This window comes from Pseudobdellovibrionaceae bacterium (genome assembly GCA_023954155.1).
GTDB lineage: Bacteria > Bdellovibrionota > Bdellovibrionia > Bdellovibrionales > UBA1609 > JAMLIO01.
Genome location: JAMLIO010000006.1, coordinates 145540 through 162728, shown reverse-complemented (window position 1 = coordinate 162728; position 17189 = coordinate 145540). Strand labels below are relative to the sequence as shown.

Sequence of the window (17189 nt, the reverse complement as noted above, 5' to 3'; positions counted from 1 at the left end):
AATTAAGACACATAGGGGGAGATATTCTAAAATTCACTTCCAAGGTACCGATAAAGATATAAATCACTTTGAGTTTTAAGGAGTTATATGAAAAAAACCATGTTCTTTTATTGTATTGTTTTTTTCTCAACTTCAATATCTGCGGCAGCCGATCTGCAGTTATCTGATCTGGCTTTCTATAATAGATGCTTTAGTCATTTGACTACAAAAACCCCAGCACTCAATGACCCTTTATTGACAAAAATTATCGCGGGTCAAATCTCTGCCGAGAACGCCTGTGTTTCTGTTTTGAAAAGTGCACAACTTCAATCGAATGGGATACTTCGCAATAAAAATGACCGTGTTGCAAAAGATGTTTTGAACACCTTTTATGCGCTTCATAGTCATTGGTTTATGGATAGCACGTTAGTAGGTGTTGCTGCTATCAATAACTCAGGATTGGTTGATCCAAGCACAGGAAGCGTTTATTTATCAAAAGCTCTCTTTGATCCTAAGTTTAAATATCAAGATATCTTTGACGGCGCTAAAAGTTACGAAGCTATTCGTGAAGGAAGTACTAATTTAGATGGAAGGAATGATGTAGACTCTAGTCGTCGTTTAGCTTCAGTGATGATCAGCACAGACCCGAATAACAATAACTACAATTATCCTGTGTACATTTATGGACGTCATGATGTGATCCGTTCTAACGATCCCAATGTTCCTGATACCTATCGCACAACAGGTCGACCTTGGTCGGGGGTAAGATTTAAACCTCATGGAGACCTGATCGGTTTTAGAGATGAGCCTGAATTGATGGTTCCTGGAACCGCAGGTGCGCCGAATACACCCAGAGTCTTTAATGGTTCTAAAGGTGGTGGGATTTTAGGTAACCGTGACTATGTGATGCGCACAGTGAATTTAAGTTCTGTCAATTCAGATGGAGGCTTGATTATGCCTCGTCGTTTTGGTCGTGCTATTTTTAAAGACTTCACATGTCGTGATTTGCCTGTTGTGAACTTAGGCTCTGATTCAGCTCCCTACGTTGACCCTAATGCCAAAGACATTCCATTTAGAACCAATCGTGGTTGTGTAGGATGTCATGTGAGTATGGACCAAGTTGTGGGTTTACTTAGAGCCTACAGTACTACCGTTGTGGGCATTAACCGCGCAGGTACAAATATAGGAAGAATCGAAGTGGATCGTCCTGCCACGATTTCATCAGCCTATACATGGCCTACTGTTCGTGATCCTGATTATTATAAAAAAACAGCCAGAGGGGTTTTTGCTTATAGAACTTTAGATGGTGTGTATATTGAAAAGCCAGTGAACGATTTTAATGCTCTAGGTAATATCTTCAAACAACTCGATGACACTTACTTATGTGCAGCCACAAGATATTTCAAACACTTTACAAATATGGATTATCCAGTCGAATTGATCAAAAGTCCGCTTTATCAAAACGACCAGAACGCGATTTTCATCAGACAGTTAGCGTCTGAATTGAAAAACCATCAAGATCCAATGAAAACCTTAGAGTCTATAATAACCTCAGATATTTATCGTCATGCAAGCTTTGGAGCAGGGGAGTAAGCCATGAGTACTGATCGTCGTGATTTTTTAAAATTTCTATTAGGAAGTTCCGCTCTTGGTATTGCCAGCAGTCCTTTGCAAACGATCATCGAGGCGGCCATATATAAGAGTCTTCATACTGCCTATGCTAATACTTTGGGGCCAGAAAAATTTTATTTTGCAATTACATTTCCTGGAGCCCCTCCGCGTTGGTCCTATGATTTATTTTTAGATCCTTATGGCAACTCTAATAAAAACGTGATCACTAACGGTGGAGTAATGAACTGTTTTGATAATGTGAACAGTTCAGCTTACATGGAACCTGTGTATAAGACTGTAAAAATAGATAAATATGGCCTTACGGCTCCATGGATGTGGGGACAAAAGATGCCTGCAGTGGGCGGAGGTTTTGTAAATATCTCGGATTTAATGGAACACATGGTGATCATTCAAGGTGTAAACACCGAAGCCCCTGGACATCCAGACTCGACAGTAAGAATGGAGCAGGCAAATGGTTACACCGTAGCTGGATTTTTATCAGACGCTGTGAAGTCTCCTTTTAATGGTGTCGACTTGCAATCAGGTTATCCCTTTATTTCAAAGGGGGGACAAGGAACTACGATAGCGACTTTTGGTAATGCTACAACAAATATCGTCAGCTCTTTAATGAGTAAGTTCAGCTCTAATAACTTACAAATTTATAAGTCTTTAGATGGAAATCTACGTCAATCTTATCAAAATGTTTTAGATAACTTGAATTACGATACAGGTGTTAGAAACCCAGCAACAATCAATATTAAGAAGACTCACGAAGGTGCGCTGGAGTTGATCAACTCTTCCATCGGAAATTTAAATACCATTTGGAATGAAAAGCATTCTAAATATAAAGCTTTAGTCGAAAAATCTTTCACAGACAGAAGTCAATTCAAAGGCTATTTAGACAAAAAAGTCGGCGCACCAGTTAACAGTAGAGGTCTGCTATATCAAAGTGGCTCTGCAACTATAAGAGCTCTCAATCCAGATTTAAGAGATTTGGCGTTTGCGGGAATGCATAATCAAATGTCTCAGTTGTTTGCCGTGGCTGAATTTTTAGCTGAAAACAAATTATCTTCCAGTTTATTGGGGCGCGTAGGAAACATGACTGCCAATATGACAATTGCAGCAGGTAGTTCACCAGCTGCTCGTGGAGTGACTCATGACCAGCATAATGTGGGTGCTGCGGTGTCTACAATGACAAACTCTTTGATGTATAGAGCACTAAGCTCTTGCTTATATGAATTTATTAACAACAGAAAGACCTCTGGAAAAGGTTATAGTTTTAATGACATGGTCATTAAACTTTCAGGTGAATTTAATAGATCGCCTCGTATAGATGGCACAGGATCGGATCATGGTTTCCAAGCTCAAGTCTGCACGCTGTTCTCAGGAACAATTGATGCGCAAACTCCGAAAGTGATTGGGCGTATTTATAAAGATGGTACGGCTCCAGGATTAAGTCTAGTGGGCACAAACTATAAAGGCAGCTGGGGTATTGGTGCACCACTTAACATTGAACAAGGGCCAGTGACCTTAACGCCTGGGCATGTGCATTCCACAGTGTGTGAATTATTAGGGATTCCAACGCCAGCTAATAATAACGTGGGTCTATTGCAAGTCATTGGTGGAAAAGCTCGTCAAAGTACTCATGCCAATGAAGATATTAAATTAAAGGTGGTGGGTTAGTATGACAAAACGACACTTTAAAGCCGCCTTTGCATTTGTGGCTCTTCTTGGATTTTTTCTGTTCTCTTTTCAGAACTGCTCTTATATTGGGTCGATGTCGTCTATGGACTATTATCGTTTGGCAGCAGAAGATCCCCATAAGGACGCATGGAAACCTGTCCATGGTTTAACCGTAAAAGACGGTGAGTGGGTGGGGATTGAGCAAAGAGTCACAACCACAGCACGTAATACAGAAAGAAATTATGTGGCGACGGTTCTTTATCGTGCCTTTTTGCCGCCAGACCAGTCCACTTGGACAGCAAATCCTCATAGAGCTATTAAGACCTTGATTGATGATGTGGTTCAGAAAAACTTTATGGATTTTGGTGGACCCTGCTTTTATACTATTCAGGAATATGGTTGCAATGGACGAAATGTGGCTCATGCTTCTTTGCAACTGGCACCAGTGAGCAGTGTATTCAGAGCCAGCTTAAAACAGCAAGCCTGTGATCGACTGTTACAAAATGACAATGTGTTAAAAAACTTTGAAGCCAATATTAAAAAAGTAGGAGCGATGCTTAACACCTCTGACGATATGCTATTTAATGCTCATCAGTTATTTTATTTGGGTCAAATGCCACGTCAACGAACTCTGGCATCATTAGACGACTTATATGAACGCGCGCAAGAGCAAGGCAGTGCTACAGATGAAGGCTTACGTCATGTCGGCTTGGGTTTATGTGTGTCTACAGGCTGGGAAGTTCCTTAGGATTTCTATATAACTATAATCGCATTCCAAAACCCACCTTAAGCATCATCATGTTTGAGGAGACATCGTCACTAGGTGGAAATAAAATATATTCTGCCGTGACGGGGATGAAATATTTGTCGTTAAGTTGATAGTCTAAGCCGCCGCCAATATGAAAGGTCATCGTGCTTCCTACATCGTCTACTTGTACGGCGTTGGTGTTTCCTTTGCTGAGTGGAAAGACCAAGCTTGCCCCAGCACCACCCCAGTAACGAGTGAGACTGTTGTGGGGATTAAACATATAGCGAGCCATTACAGTAGCTCCTAAGTAGTTAATATTCAAACGACATTGTTCGCCAAAGCATTTGTCGGCCCCTTTGGATTTAAAAGCAACCGTACCGACTTCGCCTCTAAGGTGAATGCGTTCGGCAAACATATAGTCACCAAAAGCCTTAAAGCTAATGCCAGAGCCAGAAAGAGAATCGGAATCACCGTTGTTGAATTTTATACTCGCTTTGTTTTGGTGATAAGCTAAGGCACCACCGATCCCGTAAAACCCAGGAGAGGGGAGACTGGAACTTTTTTTAGTTCTAGGTTTTGTTTTTGCAGAAGAAGGTCTTTGCGTTTTCGGCGCTTTGGCTTGTGTGGCTGATTTTGGTTTTGGTGATCTATAAATTAAACTATGGCCTTTATTCACGTTACCTTTTAATAGCACAGCAAGGGCCTTAGTGCCCTGTACCTTTTTAATTCTCACGACACCACGCCTTTTACCTTGGGCTACCACATAGTAAAGGCCATTGGTCTTAAGGTTTTTTCCTCTCACTAAAACCTGTTTGCCTTTGACGGCAACCACTTGTGCGGCCAAAGCGAAGTTCAAAGCCCCAGAACCAACAATAAAAATAAACGCCAAGATAAATTTTAAAAAGAAGTTCATATCTTAAGGGCTCCTGAATAGATAGGTAAAGTGAAGCCTTGCGCTTTTGCGTTGATGAACACAAAGGTGCAGGAACAAAGGTTTATAAACCAAGACGACGTTGCCATACTAATTCCCAAGTTGAAGCCGCCCAGATGATTTGATGAGTAAATGAAATAGAAACAGAATCACGGACGGAGAGGGCGTTGATATACCGAAATCCTACGCCCACAGAGAAGGGATCATCATCAAAGACTTTGGCCACATTTTCGTCATACCCAAAGTCTAAAATTCTAAATACGACGGGTGTAAAAATCCCAACCCGAGCCCGTTGAGAGCGTCGGAAGTCTATGCCAGGCAAGAAAGACCCCATAAACCAAGTTTTATTTTTCACCTCATAACCATCAAAAGGGGCATGAAAGGGATCGGGAGAAGCTTTCGCAACACCGACTGTCGCGCCAAATCCATAGCTGTATAGCCACATAATATTTTGACTTGGACGGTATAGGGTATAAGTAAAGCTTAAGCCTTGCAGTTGTGTGCGCATAGCTGCTTTGGAGCCCCCCACATCTAGGGTGAAGCGATTGGTGATCAGATTGAGGCCAAAGTGTAGTTCTTTGTAGTTACGTTGAGCAAAACTTTTTTCAGGTACGGGCTTTGCTGCGGCTTTAGTCTGAATAGGTCTTTTAGGAGCACGTGCTGGAGCTTTACTCTGCGCAAAGACAGCAGAGTGATAGCTGCTTGTGATGATAAAAAGACTAAAAATGATTTTAATAAATCTCACTGCTATCCTCTAAAGTGAAATGTGAAGTTGTCCTAATGCGTTCCAAAAGTACCTTTGTATCTCTGGGTCAGAAGAAAATGATTGGGAATTCTCGGCTTCAATTCGGAGTTCCACTCTTTGCATTGGGAAAGCCAGAAGCCCAAATCCCAGAGTGACGCTATCTGAATGAGCGCCTGTGATGTCAGCTTTGTAGGCCTGACCAGTAACAAAAACATGGTAGCCTCGGGCCACTCGTTGATGTGCTTCGGAATATACATAATAACCAGTTCTAGAGCCATTGCCTGTGGTAGGACTGTCTTTAATCAAACCTGACTCAAATAAAACAGCTGTACCGCTTCCATATCCTACACGAGACATAAATCCTAATCTTAAATTATTTACAAAATCATTTTTTGATTTAAGTATAGAAGTTCCCAGCCGCCAATTTTCTTTGATCTCGTATTCAAACCAAAGTGACAGACCTTGTTGGCGATAAGGAGCATCTTGATATAAATTTCCTACAAAGGCATTCGCAGCTAACTCCCAATTGGGTTTGATATAGTGGGCGACAACACCATGAGCTTGGTCGTTTTGGGCTAAACCTGTTCTGGACCGACTAAAGGCTGTATGGTTGGCATGACGTATGCCATAGACCTTGTCGGTCATGCCTGCATAGACCCACAAATCTTCCATGGCTTGGGCTCTGACGTAGTGTTCTCTTGAAATCCAAGTGTCAACACTCATGCCCCGACCTTGAAGACGAAGGGGCTCGGGCACATAACCAAAGGACCCGACAACAGCATACTTCTGACTCTGATCTAAGAATAAGGCCAAACTTCCTTCGGCTTGCATTAAAATTTCTCGAGACGTAGAGATGTCTGTTCCTGGATTTGAATTTGCCCAGAGCTGTCTTAGCTTAAATCCAGGTCTGATCCAATAAGGTAGATTTTTCTTTCCCAAAACTCCAGAGGCTTCTCCGAGCTGATCGTCTGTCTTGTTTTCTGCACCCATGCGTCCTGCGATCTCTGTCGCCCATAGAGCGCGTCCATAATCATTGATGGGTCCATTACCTTGGCTGTTGTAGTGACATGTGATGCACGAGGAATACTTGTATCCGATGAATTGCGGATAAGCCCAAGTGGGCAATGGTATAAGAAGTCCAAAAAAAAACAGAAGGCGTGACATATAACACATATCATAGCTAAAATTTTACCTGTGTGACAAATGTTTATCTGGCTAAAATCAGGAGCTAATTATGAGTCATTTTCTTACTGTGCTTGTGAGTGTTCTTTTTGTTTCACACATTGCAAACGCAAGTGCTGGTGTGGAAGTTGATGTACAACTGAGTCCTGCAGGAAGTTTCAAAGCGAAAGGCACTGCGAAAGGTTTGGTTAAACAGCGCGGCAACGTTGTCATTTCTAATCAAGTTGTTGTGGATCTGAACAGTTTGAAGACAGGAATTGCATTGCGAGATAAACATTTGAAACAGAGACTGCTGACGGATAAATTTCCAACAGCCAAGCTGGTGAAAGCCAAAGGCACGGATGGAAAAGCCAAGGCCGTGATCTCTTTGATGGGAAAGCAACATCAGATCAACACCACATACACCACTAAGGGAAAGTTTTTAACATCTAGTTTTACAATGAATTTAGCTTCTTTGGGTATTAAAGATGTGAAGTACATGGGTGTGGGAGTTAAAGATGAAGTGACTGTGAGAGTGACAGTTCCCGTTGAGCAAGTTCCAATGCCAAAAGCACGGGCGGCTGTGGATGCAAGGAAAGGAAGTAAATCCAAATAGTCTTAAAAAGAGACAAAGGTTGGGATCAAAAAACTGTAGATTCAGTATTTTAGACTAAATCATAGTTTTATTGTAAAATAAAAAGTATGGCGATTATAGGGTAAAAGGTTAATTGATGATGAAGTACATTTTGATTTTTTTCTGTGTAGCTTTATCGAGTGGGTGTCTGCAAACTGAGAACTCCAGTGCAGGAGATGGTTTGGCACCCGATGGTAGCGAAATGTTTGAGGCTGCTAATCGTGTGATCGCAAACAGATGTAATATGTGTCATCATGTAGGTTGGGCTTTAGCTAGTGAAGACTGGTTTGTGGATGAGGGATATATCATACCAGGTGACCCAGAGGCTTCGCCGCTTTACTATAGAATTCAAAACAGCTTAGGTCCCATGGGTCCCAAAACCATGCCCACCATCGGTACCATTCCTGCAAACGAAAGAGACATTCTGTATAACTGGATTTTGCAGATCCTTCCTTAAGTTCTATTTAACGAGTGGCAGTAAAGCGTCGACATTTTCGGCTTTAAAGGTCTTAAAGATTTTTTCATAGTTTTGGTCTTTATATCTTAACTTAGCATATTTGGCGACAATGGCTGAAGTGATGTCGGCATGATCGGAAACCAACAAAAAGGTTTCCCCTTTGTACTTATAAATCTGCTTTAGGATGTCATCCATCTGACTTGTAGCTTTTTCAGATTCGATATCTAAATTGTAACGAATGCAACTCATTTCAAAATCACTGCACAGTTCGGCTAGGTCTCTTTTGATTCTTCTATCTTCATTGATGATGAGCACATTGTTGCTTCCGAAGTATTTAAAATGTGAAAACTCAAACGTGGAAGGGTCGTTGGCTGAGTACACTTCTTCATAGGAGGCGATCCCTTTATGGTAGGAGGTGCAATTTGCGAGTAGTAAAAAAGCCACAAGAATTGTTAGTGAGGATTTAAACATAAAAACTCCTTGCTAAAAAGAGAATGAGTTGAGTTTAATTGGGTTCATTTGGACACAGTTGCAAAACAGATAGAATGAACCCTCCTTATTCTAAGTAATAATCATTTTAGAGGTCAATCCACAAGGAGCAAACCAAGACGCCCAAAGCCTCTATTCTTTAATATTACGCCCATTTGCGCATTTTGACCCTAATTGAAAATAAGATGTTTAAAAGACATGTTCTATACCCTCTGGCTGGATAAGGCTTGAGAGGGAATGATTTAACTCCTCTGACTGGATAAGGCTTGAAAGGACATGTTTTATTCCCCTCTGGTGGGGTAAGGCGTGAGGGGAAGTTTCGGCATTTATTACAAATAAGAAAGGTATATATATTTATTTGACTTCCCATCTGAATCGGAATGAATATCGTTTTTTAGGATACGTATTCAATTCGTAGGCAGTCATCAGAGGTTGGAAGTGCTTGCAGCAGTAGTGGATTTTTTTAAAAGTAATTTTTGGGGTTTAAAAAATACCCATTTTTTATTATTTAATATTCTTATTGGTAGTTTAATTTCTCTGCTTTACTTTGCAAGCACGCCCTATACAGGCATTTTTTCTCTGACTTATATCACCGTAAGTTTGGTTGTTCAGATTGGGGTCATCTATTCTCTGATTTATCTGGCGTTTGGTTTCTTGCCGAAACCGCTACAAAATTTGGTGATGCCTCTGGTGTACTCTGTCTTGGGACTTTTTTTGTTTGCAGATACACAGATATATTATTTTTTGAAATTTCATTTTAATTCATTGGTTTGGAATGTCTTAATCACACCAGGAGGATGGGAGTCCTTAGGGATTAAAACGTGGGATATTTATATTATCATTTTTATTGCACTGAGCTTTACTGTAGCTCAATATCTGCTTTATATTTTTTGCCAAAGAAAATTATCTATCCCTTTGCTCAGGACAAAACTCCTATGTAGTGGACTTTTAGGTTTATATCTAGTGGGTTCCAGTCTTTATGCTTATGGGGATTTGTACGATATATATGAAATCACCAAGGTTTATAATGTGGTGCCAGGTTATCAACCTTTAACGGTAAAAAGAACATTCAAGAAGGTGTTTGGCTATTTACCTACGCCTGATATGGAAGTTGTGGAACAAGTTAAATCGGAACTGCATTACCCTCTCAAAGATTTAAAATTTAAAAAAACAGATACGCAATATAATTTTATATTTTTAGTGATAGACAGCTTTAGGGCGCAGTCATTCACTCCAGAAATCACACCTCATTTGTTTGATTTTGCTAAAAAATCACAAAACTTTACTCTGCATTATAGTGGTGGAAATGGAACGCGTAACGGGGTGTTTTCTTTGTTTTATGGCATCTACTCTTCTTATTGGGATCAGTTTTTAAGAAAGAATCGATCTCCTGTTTTCTTAGATCGCTTGCAAGAGCTTAATTACCAAATGCAAGTGTATTCGCCGTCTCCGCAGACCTTTCCTGAATTCAGAAAAACACTCTTTGTAAATATGCTCGAACATGTAAAAGACGAGTATGGCATAGCACCTGCGCATATTAAAAATGCAGAGGCCTTAGAGGATCTGACAAATTTCTCTATTTCTGAAAAGAAGCCTTTCTTTGTATATAGTTTATTGGACAGCACCCATGCGCCTTATTCGTTTCCAGATGATCATGTGAAATTTGAACCCATAGTGGATCAAGTGAGCTATATGTCCCTTAGTGACGAGGAGATTAAATTAGAGATTAAAAATTGTTACCATAACAGCTTATACTATATAGATGTTCTTATAGGCAGACTGCTAGAAACGTTAGAAAAACAGAATGTTTTGAAGAATACAATTATAGTGATCACGGGTGACCACGGAGAAGAGTTTTTGGAGAATGGTCATATTGGCCATGCTAACGCGTTTACACCATATCAAGTGCAGGTTCCAATGTTGGTGTATATCCCTGGTAAAAAGCCACAGGAATATACACATATTACGTCCCATCATGATCTGATTCCCACTCTCATGCCCTTTTTAGGAGTGAACAGTCCCTCAAAGGACTACTCTCATGGCCAGTCTTTATTTGATGATTCCCCTAGGGATATTATAGCTTGTAGCTGGAGTGATTGTGCTTATTTGGATGCAGAAGGCTTCGTGGTTTTTGGTATTAAATCACATAGTTCTTATAAGGTTGAGTTTCGTGACCTGAAGTATGATGTGATTGCCAAGGCTAAGGGTTTTACGGACAGCAGAAAATCAAAATTACCTAAAATCCTATATCGTATGGGTGAGTATTTAAAATAAGCGTTCTTGTATTTTATAGAAAGAAATTTGGGACCAGATGCTGATGAGCATTTGACGGATTTGTGGTCGATTCGTTTATAAAGCCAGAGTTGCAGAGACAGGCAAGTGATCTGAAATTTCATCAAAATATTTTTTTAATGCCTCTGCTGCAGGGGCATAAGATGTATAATTATAGGTGCGAGTTTCTAGAATTTGAGCCGAGGTCCAAATATGATCCAGATGGGCACGCTCAAAGGACGTGATGTAAGTAAAGTCAAAAAGCTCTGCACGTTTTAGTCCTTGTTTTTCGAAAAGATCATTCAGATAAAACAGGTCATCACGGTTCTTTTTGGTTTTGGAATTGAGATGGCTGTTAAAGTCCCCAGCAAGGACTACAGGTAATGGGTCTTGCTTTTGGTTTAAAAATTCACAGATGGCAAGAGCCTGCTTAATGCGATTGTCTGTGTTGTTGTAATCGGATTTAAGATGCACACCAACGATCTGAGCTAGAGGTGTTTTTCCTTGGGTGAGCACTCCATAAAATGCGGGTCTTGATGAGGTGCTGTCAATAGCTGTATCGGGGATGATTTGTGTTTCCACAAAGTCTAGCCCTTGACGACAACAAAGAGCAATATACATGTGTCGTGGGTAAGTGTGTTCATAAGTGTAAAACTTAAATCCTTGAGGGAGAAGATTTGGAAGTAAACTAGGGTCCATGATCTCTTGTAGAATAAAAACATCAGTATTGGAAAAGTGATCAAACACAAATTTTTTCAGAAAGGGAACGCGCAATTCGGACTTTGCGGGCGCGAAGTAATCACCATTAAAACCAAAGCAACGAATATTAAAAGAGGTTAGTGTGAGCTTACTCATGGATTTAAAATAGAGAGGACAACGCTATAGTGCAAGACTTTTTGATCCAATGACATGAGTGTTTTATATTATAAACCTTCGCCATAGGTCTCTTTTTTTGTATCAGGGCCATGGAAATGGCTTTGTAATTAAAGTTATTTTAATCCTGATCTTGTTCTGGAGCTGTAAGCGACGTAGGTGAGTTGAATGAGTAACTGATTTTATCAAGTACGATAAAATTATGATCTTCAGTGCGTTCGTGCAATTCTAGGCTGATCTTTAAATCACATTCTACTTCATTGGCGTGACTCTCGCTGACAAAACTAAAAAGTCCAACCAAATAAGAACCCCAATCGTTACTCCAATGAGTATCACCAATTTGACTGTGCACTGACATTTTCACTCTATAAGGGCCGTCTTTAGGTAAGGCACTTAAAGTTTTTTGAATCTGTTCATGTGCCCAATGCACTTGTCTGTCTAAACAGGATGTGGAATGTCTTGTAATAAAAGTCTGTAGAGTGATGGGGTCACAGGTTAAGCCCTTTTCGTCAATCTTTGCCGTACCAAAAGGGCTGTGGGGTGAATGAGCGTAAAAATCAAACGCATACAGCTCATGTTTACCGCGTCCTGTCTCGCAAGCAAAAGTAAGTTTTGAGGGTTGTTTCACTTTGCTTCTTTGTATTGCCGTAAAAAGCACAAGTCCTGCGCCATCTGTTCCCGCATAGGCAACAGGACTTAATAAAAAAGACGCTGTTAGAATTAAAGCATAAAACATGCTGTTCCTTTTTGTGGTGTTCATATCTCGCCTCCCGAGTACCAGAATTACAGCGAAATTCGTGCTACAAACCGAGAAATTGACAACACCAAAATATTAAGATTTTCCAAGCCGTATCAGGGAGTTAGTGGGGTAAAAAGAAATTACAATCCAAGGGACCAAAAAGGTCAGGTAATTTTGACAAACTCTGTGACGTTAATCAGCTCTTGGCCGCCGTCATAAATTTTATTTTCTGTAGGATTCCGCTAGCTTTTGCAAAGCCTCACCAGTTAGACGCTGTGAGGTCCATTCGCTCATAGGTAGGGCTCCTAAACGTTCATAGACACGTAGAGCAGGAGTATTCCAATCTAAAACGGACCATTCAAAGCGCCCACAATCGCGTTGAACGGCCAGGTCGGCAAGAAAGCTCAACAGAAGTGTACCGTACCCCTTGCCTCGATATTCTGGAAGCACAAAAAGGTCCTCCAGATACAATCCTGGTTGGGCTAAAAAGGTAGAATAGTTATGAAAAAATAAAGCAAAACCTACGGGGCGTTGTTGCTCTTCCAAAATCACCACTTCCGCATGTGGTTTTTCGCCAAAAAGTGTATTTTGTAAGGCTTCTACTGTGGCGCTCACTTCATGTTCAAGTTTTTCATAAATCGCAAGCTGAGTGATAAAGTCTAAGATCAATTTACAATCTTGGCGTTGGGCAAAACGAATTTGAACTTTTGAAGCGGTCATATTTTATATCCTATGGGGCGCAGCCCAAAGAGGTCAGGCTGCGGTTTGTGAGCAAAACCGTTGGTGTAACAGTCTAAACACATGCTTTCTTAATCTATGATATAAAAATGCCAAAAGTTCAAATTCGTTTCTTTCTGATGCTCACTTTTTTCGTCCTATTGGGGTCTGCTTGTAGCGCATCAACGCCACAACCCAAATATGAACGGTGACCTTGTCCCCAACCCTTGGCTAAAGTAAAAGGATGTTAATCTAGGAGTGCGTGTTGTGAGTGAAATATTAAAAGAGAATTACACCAGTGTTCAGCAAGAGATTGTAAAAATATGTCAGTCATGTGGGCGCAACCCCAAAGATGTCAAACTGATGTTAGTGAGCAAAACCGTTCCCGTAGATCGCATTCAAGAGACCATTGATCTGGGGCATCGACTTTTTGGCGAAAATAAAGTGCAAGAACTAACAGAAAAGCGGGCGCAACTTCCCGATCCCAACGTCGAATTTCATTTTATTGGTCATTTGCAAACCAACAAGGTCAAAAAGTGTTTAGAGGCTGCAAGTCTGATCCATTCTGTAGATCGAATGTCACTGGCAGAAGAGTTGGATAAACAGCTTAAAAAATTAAATAAGACCATGGATATTCTTATTCAAGTCAACACCTCTGCAGAGGAGAGTAAGTTTGGTGTCTCTCCAGAGTCTGCATTAAGTCTTGTCAAAGAGGTGGCACCATTAACCACTTTAAATATTAAAGGCCTTATGACACTGGCCAAGTTTTCTTCTCAAGAAGAGGAAGTTCGACCTTGCTTTAAGCTCTTAAAACAATTAGCAGAAACTATTCGTGCCGCAGATATTCCTGGTGTGAGCATGGATGAACTGTCTATGGGGATGTCTTCGGATTATAAGATTGCTATCGAAGAAGGGTCTACGCTTGTTCGTGTGGGCACTGCGATTTTTGGTGAAAGAAAGTATTCCGACTCCTATTACTGGCCTGAAAATAAATCATAAAACCACTGTAAAAAAATGAGACTCCTAATTTGTGAGCCTTCTTCGTGTTTAGATTCCAATTCAAAATAAAAATATTTTAGAAATATTTATTTTTCTACAAGTGTCTTTTTGATACATGGGGGCCGTTATTTTTGCTGGACCTTGTTCCGATGAGTAAGACCTAGACAAAGATCTATAAAGAAAGGATGTCCATGAACACAGCTCGAAAATTACGAACCGTATTTGAAAAGCCTAAAAATAAACTGTCATTGGTGCAAAACCAAAGTGCGTCTTTCAAGAAATTTTTTAAGAAAGAAGAAATGTCAGCCCAAGATATGGTGATACAGGTGCTAGAGTCGTTCCCGAATATCAGAGGAAAATCTTTGTACCAGAAAGTGGCGAATATGAGCGGTGAGGCTAATTTGACCAAAGCTCTTAAGCAGGAGATTCATTCAGCGGTAGAGCATCTACAGTCGCAAGGAGACTTAGTGCTTAAAGGGGCTCCAGATAAGAACGGACTTAAAAATGTACAATTGGTCTATAAGAATGGAAAATCCAGTTCTTCTAGTGCACAAGCATGGAAGCCTGCGGATCAGAATCAGGGAAGCCCTAAGTCCCATCCCACTTCAGAAAGTTCTAAATCAAATCATGCACCTTCTCCCACCTACAGCGAAGATCACCAAACCTTATTGATGTTATTTAAAGATGTTCCAAAATCTGTGTGGAAAAACTTAAGTCATTCCACAGAGATGGACAAGTTCAGACAGTCTCTGTGTTCTACTTTAGAAAGAATGTCTAACAAAAGACAAAAACCAGAATGGAAGCAATGTCAGATGGGCTTTGAAACTTTATGTTATGCCTATGACATGAAGCTCTTAGATGAAAAATGGTTTTTGAACACCTTAAATCTAGACCCAGAAACTTTGCGTATCTATATTGGTGATACGCAATAATTAAATTTGAATGTATTGGGTTGAGGGATAGATACGACAGCTGAGCCCGACGGTTTCCACCAACCCGATCTCGTCTATGATTTGGATGTAGGCAGCAAATCGATTTTTGCGATGCTGAAAGTTTTTAGGTAAAAAAGGATAAAACCAGAACCAGGTGTCTTCAAGTGGCTCGTAGGCTTCAAAGCCTACGTAGTGCCTACGTCCCGAAGTGTAAGAGGGGTCAAGCTTGTAAGCTGCAGATCGAGAAGCAAAGTACGCCCCAGAAAGATAGGGCGAGAACAGTAATCCATCTTCTGTCACATAGCTGTATAAGAAAAGACGTTCATAGGTATTCTGCAAATTCCAACCATGAATCTTATTGCTGGTAGAGCAGTGCAGTTCTCCTGCAAAAGCGCTGTGGGAAGATATCAAAATCCACAATATCAGCCACCTTTTCATGATCCTCCCTCTACGTCGTTACAAAAACGTACCAAGAAGAATTTTAAAAATCAAATTTTAGTAAGATTGGGATTTTGTCTCAATTATGTCAGGCAGTTTAAAGGTATTGGCGGATCAGCCCCACCACTAAGCCCTGGATGCTGATTTTATGTGGTTCATACCAAAAAGACTGCATCTGAGCATTAGCAGGACGCAGTTCCACTAAGCCCTCTTTATAAAAGATGCGTTTAACCGTCGCAGACTCATCTTCTGTTGCGACCACCACTAAACTGCCAGAATGGGCAAAGTTGCGCTTTTCAATGATGATCAAGTCTCCGTCAAAAATACCTTCATCAATCATGGACTCACCTTGAACGCGTAAGACAAAACTTTCAGTGGGGCGAGGGACAAGAGCTAGGGGGACATCCATCTGCTCATCATAAGTTTTGGCCTCAAGGGGCAGCCCTGCGGCCACCTTCCCTAGGAGAGGAAGGCGAACCGCAGAACCGTAGGTGGCGGGGTCATAGAGTTCATTGGCAAAGTCATGAGACGCTTTAAGCAGGATCAAAGAGCGCTTTTGATTGGGTTCGCCCTTTTGGATGTAGCCCTTCTGTTCAAGCTGTTGAATATAACGTTGAACAGAATGAATCGAAGCAAAGCCAAAGTGGCTTTGAATTTCGGTGTAAGCAGGGGAGATCCCTTCTTGCTTGATGAAGCTTTCAAGAAACTCAAGGATCATCTTTTCCTTTTGGGTCAATGAGCAGGTGGTTTTTTGATTTAGATTCATGGGGTTTGTAGTCATAGCAACGGGCCTCCCTTGCAACTTACACACAACTTATACATTACGTGTAAGTTATGTATAAGTAAAGCTCAAAAAGGGGTGATTTTAAAAAAACCGACCTTGGGTGGGCAGGGCAACCTAGCTTCAGCCACTTTGCTGCACAATATCATCCTCAGCAGTGCCACCTTCTTTTATGAGCAAGCAAGATGAGGTCTGGACCATTTTGCCATGCGCCGCACCTCTAATGCCATCTTCTTTCATGGGTAAGCCAAATGATGGTGCCTGATCCTCTTTTTGCCATGCTGAGAGTGAAGTGTTACAACAGACAGCATGCAGTCAGAAGACAAGATTAAGCTTGAACCCAGTTGGAAAAAGGAACTTTTAAATGAGTTCCAGAAACCCTATATGGCCAAACTCAAAGGCTTTTTACAAAGCGAAATCCAAAAGGGTAAGGTGATTTATCCTAGACCTCATGAATACTTTGAAGCCTTCAATCAGACTCCACTTGATCAAGTCAAAGTGGTCATTTTAGGACAAGACCCTTATCACGGACCCTTGCAGGCACATGGTCTATGTTTTTCTGTACAAAAAGACATTGCTATTCCCCCATCACTACAAAATATTTATAAAGAACTGAAAAACGACATCCCCGATGTACAAATTCCTAAACATGGTCATCTTACGGCCTGGGCGAAGCAAGGAGTCTTGTTGCTCAACGCTACTCTTACGGTGGAAAGAGCTAAAGCGGCTTCTCATCAAAAAAAAGGTTGGGAGGAGTTCACGGATGCGGCCCTAAAAATTGTCAATGAATCCCACACACCGAAAGCCTTTATTCTCTGGGGATCGTCCGCACAGAAAAAAGGCGAGTTCCTAGATTCTAAAAAACATTTAGTGATCAAAGCGGTGCACCCCTCACCGCTCTCAGCACATCGTGGCTTCTTTGGCCATAAACCCTTTTCAAGAGTGAATGAGTTTTTGATGGCAACGGGACAGACTCCTATTGATTGGAGTTTGGATTAGTA

18 protein-coding genes are annotated in these 17189 nt (G+C 40.9%); 9 read left to right on the top strand and 9 right to left on the bottom strand.

All coding sequences use genetic code 11. The features are described 5' to 3' along the window. The first annotated feature begins 87 nt into the window (after window positions 1-87). Genes M9899_08685 through M9899_08675 form a run of 3 tightly spaced genes read left to right on the top strand, consistent with a single transcriptional unit; the run spans window position 88 to window position 4021 of the window. A complete protein-coding gene (locus M9899_08685; protein MCO5114238.1) occupies window positions 88-1572 on the top strand; it encodes a hypothetical protein in 1485 nt (494 codons plus the stop codon). 3 nt (window positions 1573-1575) lie between these two features. After that, window positions 1576-3273 carry a hypothetical protein gene (locus tag M9899_08680; GenBank protein ID MCO5114237.1) on the top strand — a complete coding sequence of 566 codons (1698 nt, stop codon included), beginning with the start codon at window positions 1576-1578 and terminating at the stop codon, window positions 3271-3273. 1 nt (window position 3274) lies between these two features. Further along, window positions 3275-4021 carry a hypothetical protein gene (locus M9899_08675; protein ID MCO5114236.1) on the top strand — a complete coding sequence of 249 codons (747 nt, stop codon included), beginning with the start codon at window positions 3275-3277 and terminating at the stop codon, window positions 4019-4021. A 13-nt stretch (window positions 4022-4034) separates the two neighbouring features. Here M9899_08675 and M9899_08670 read toward each other — a convergent pair whose 3' ends face one another. From M9899_08670 to M9899_08660, 3 genes are all read right to left on the bottom strand, one after another. Next, window positions 4035-4934, bottom strand: coding sequence for a porin family protein (locus M9899_08670; GenBank protein MCO5114235.1), 900 nt, complete (start codon window positions 4932-4934; stop codon window positions 4035-4037). Between the two features lie 82 nt (window positions 4935-5016). Next, on the bottom strand, window positions 5017-5697 hold the full coding sequence (locus M9899_08665) for a hypothetical protein (protein MCO5114234.1): 681 nt from the start codon (window positions 5695-5697) through the stop codon (window positions 5017-5019). Between the two features lie 9 nt (window positions 5698-5706). Further along, window positions 5707-6861 carry a hypothetical protein gene (locus M9899_08660; protein MCO5114233.1) on the bottom strand — a complete coding sequence of 385 codons (1155 nt, stop codon included), beginning with the start codon at window positions 6859-6861 and terminating at the stop codon, window positions 5707-5709. A 70-nt stretch (window positions 6862-6931) separates the two neighbouring features. Between M9899_08660 and M9899_08655 the strand changes: the two genes are divergently transcribed. Both M9899_08655 and M9899_08650 read left to right on the top strand, forming a co-directional pair. Beyond that, window positions 6932-7474, top strand: a complete 543-nt coding sequence (locus M9899_08655) for a YceI family protein (GenBank protein ID MCO5114232.1) — start codon at window positions 6932-6934, stop codon at window positions 7472-7474. Window positions 7475-7589: 115 nt separating this feature from the next. Further along, window positions 7590-7949 (top strand): hypothetical protein, encoded by a 360-nt coding sequence (locus tag M9899_08650; GenBank protein ID MCO5114231.1) that lies wholly within the window; start codon window positions 7590-7592, stop codon window positions 7947-7949. 3 nt (window positions 7950-7952) lie between these two features. Here M9899_08650 and M9899_08645 read toward each other — a convergent pair whose 3' ends face one another. Beyond that, window positions 7953-8420, bottom strand: a complete 468-nt coding sequence (locus tag M9899_08645; protein ID MCO5114230.1) for a hypothetical protein — start codon at window positions 8418-8420, stop codon at window positions 7953-7955. Window positions 8421-8876: 456 nt separating this feature from the next. Between M9899_08645 and M9899_08640 the strand changes: the two genes are divergently transcribed. Further along, window positions 8877-10712: a sulfatase-like hydrolase/transferase gene (locus M9899_08640; GenBank protein MCO5114229.1), complete on the top strand. Its 1836-nt coding sequence runs from the start codon at window positions 8877-8879 to the stop codon at window positions 10710-10712. A 75-nt stretch (window positions 10713-10787) separates the two neighbouring features. Here M9899_08640 and M9899_08635 read toward each other — a convergent pair whose 3' ends face one another. The 3 genes from M9899_08635 to M9899_08625 form a co-directional block, all read right to left on the bottom strand. Next, the gene (locus M9899_08635; protein ID MCO5114228.1) at window positions 10788-11564 is read right to left on the bottom strand and encodes an endonuclease/exonuclease/phosphatase family protein; all 777 of its coding nucleotides are present in this window, start codon (window positions 11562-11564) and stop codon (window positions 10788-10790) included. Window positions 11565-11703: 139 nt separating this feature from the next. Then, on the bottom strand, window positions 11704-12342 hold the full coding sequence (locus tag M9899_08630) for a hypothetical protein (GenBank protein MCO5114227.1): 639 nt from the start codon (window positions 12340-12342) through the stop codon (window positions 11704-11706). A 201-nt stretch (window positions 12343-12543) separates the two neighbouring features. Further along, on the bottom strand, window positions 12544-13041 hold the full coding sequence (locus tag M9899_08625) for a GNAT family N-acetyltransferase (protein ID MCO5114226.1): 498 nt from the start codon (window positions 13039-13041) through the stop codon (window positions 12544-12546). Window positions 13042-13305: 264 nt separating this feature from the next. Between M9899_08625 and M9899_08620 the strand changes: the two genes are divergently transcribed. Both M9899_08620 and M9899_08615 read left to right on the top strand, forming a co-directional pair. Beyond that, a complete protein-coding gene (locus M9899_08620) occupies window positions 13306-14037 on the top strand; it encodes a YggS family pyridoxal phosphate-dependent enzyme (GenBank protein MCO5114225.1) in 732 nt (243 codons plus the stop codon). A 191-nt stretch (window positions 14038-14228) separates the two neighbouring features. Further along, window positions 14229-14969 (top strand): hypothetical protein, encoded by a 741-nt coding sequence (locus M9899_08615; protein ID MCO5114224.1) that lies wholly within the window; start codon window positions 14229-14231, stop codon window positions 14967-14969. Here the strand turns inward: M9899_08615 and M9899_08610 are convergent, their stop codons facing one another. Together M9899_08610 and lexA are read right to left on the bottom strand one after the other, a co-directional pair. After that, on the bottom strand, window positions 14970-15407 hold the full coding sequence (locus M9899_08610) for a hypothetical protein (protein MCO5114223.1): 438 nt from the start codon (window positions 15405-15407) through the stop codon (window positions 14970-14972). A gap of 97 nt (window positions 15408-15504) precedes the next feature. Then, window positions 15505-16188 carry a transcriptional repressor LexA gene (lexA, locus tag M9899_08605; GenBank protein ID MCO5114222.1) on the bottom strand — a complete coding sequence of 228 codons (684 nt, stop codon included), beginning with the start codon at window positions 16186-16188 and terminating at the stop codon, window positions 15505-15507. 309 nt (window positions 16189-16497) lie between these two features. Here lexA and ung point away from each other — a divergent pair, with 309 nt between their 5' ends. Beyond that, window positions 16498-17187, top strand: a complete 690-nt coding sequence (gene ung, locus M9899_08600; GenBank protein MCO5114221.1) for a uracil-DNA glycosylase — start codon at window positions 16498-16500, stop codon at window positions 17185-17187. Window positions 17188-17189 lie beyond the last annotated feature (2 nt).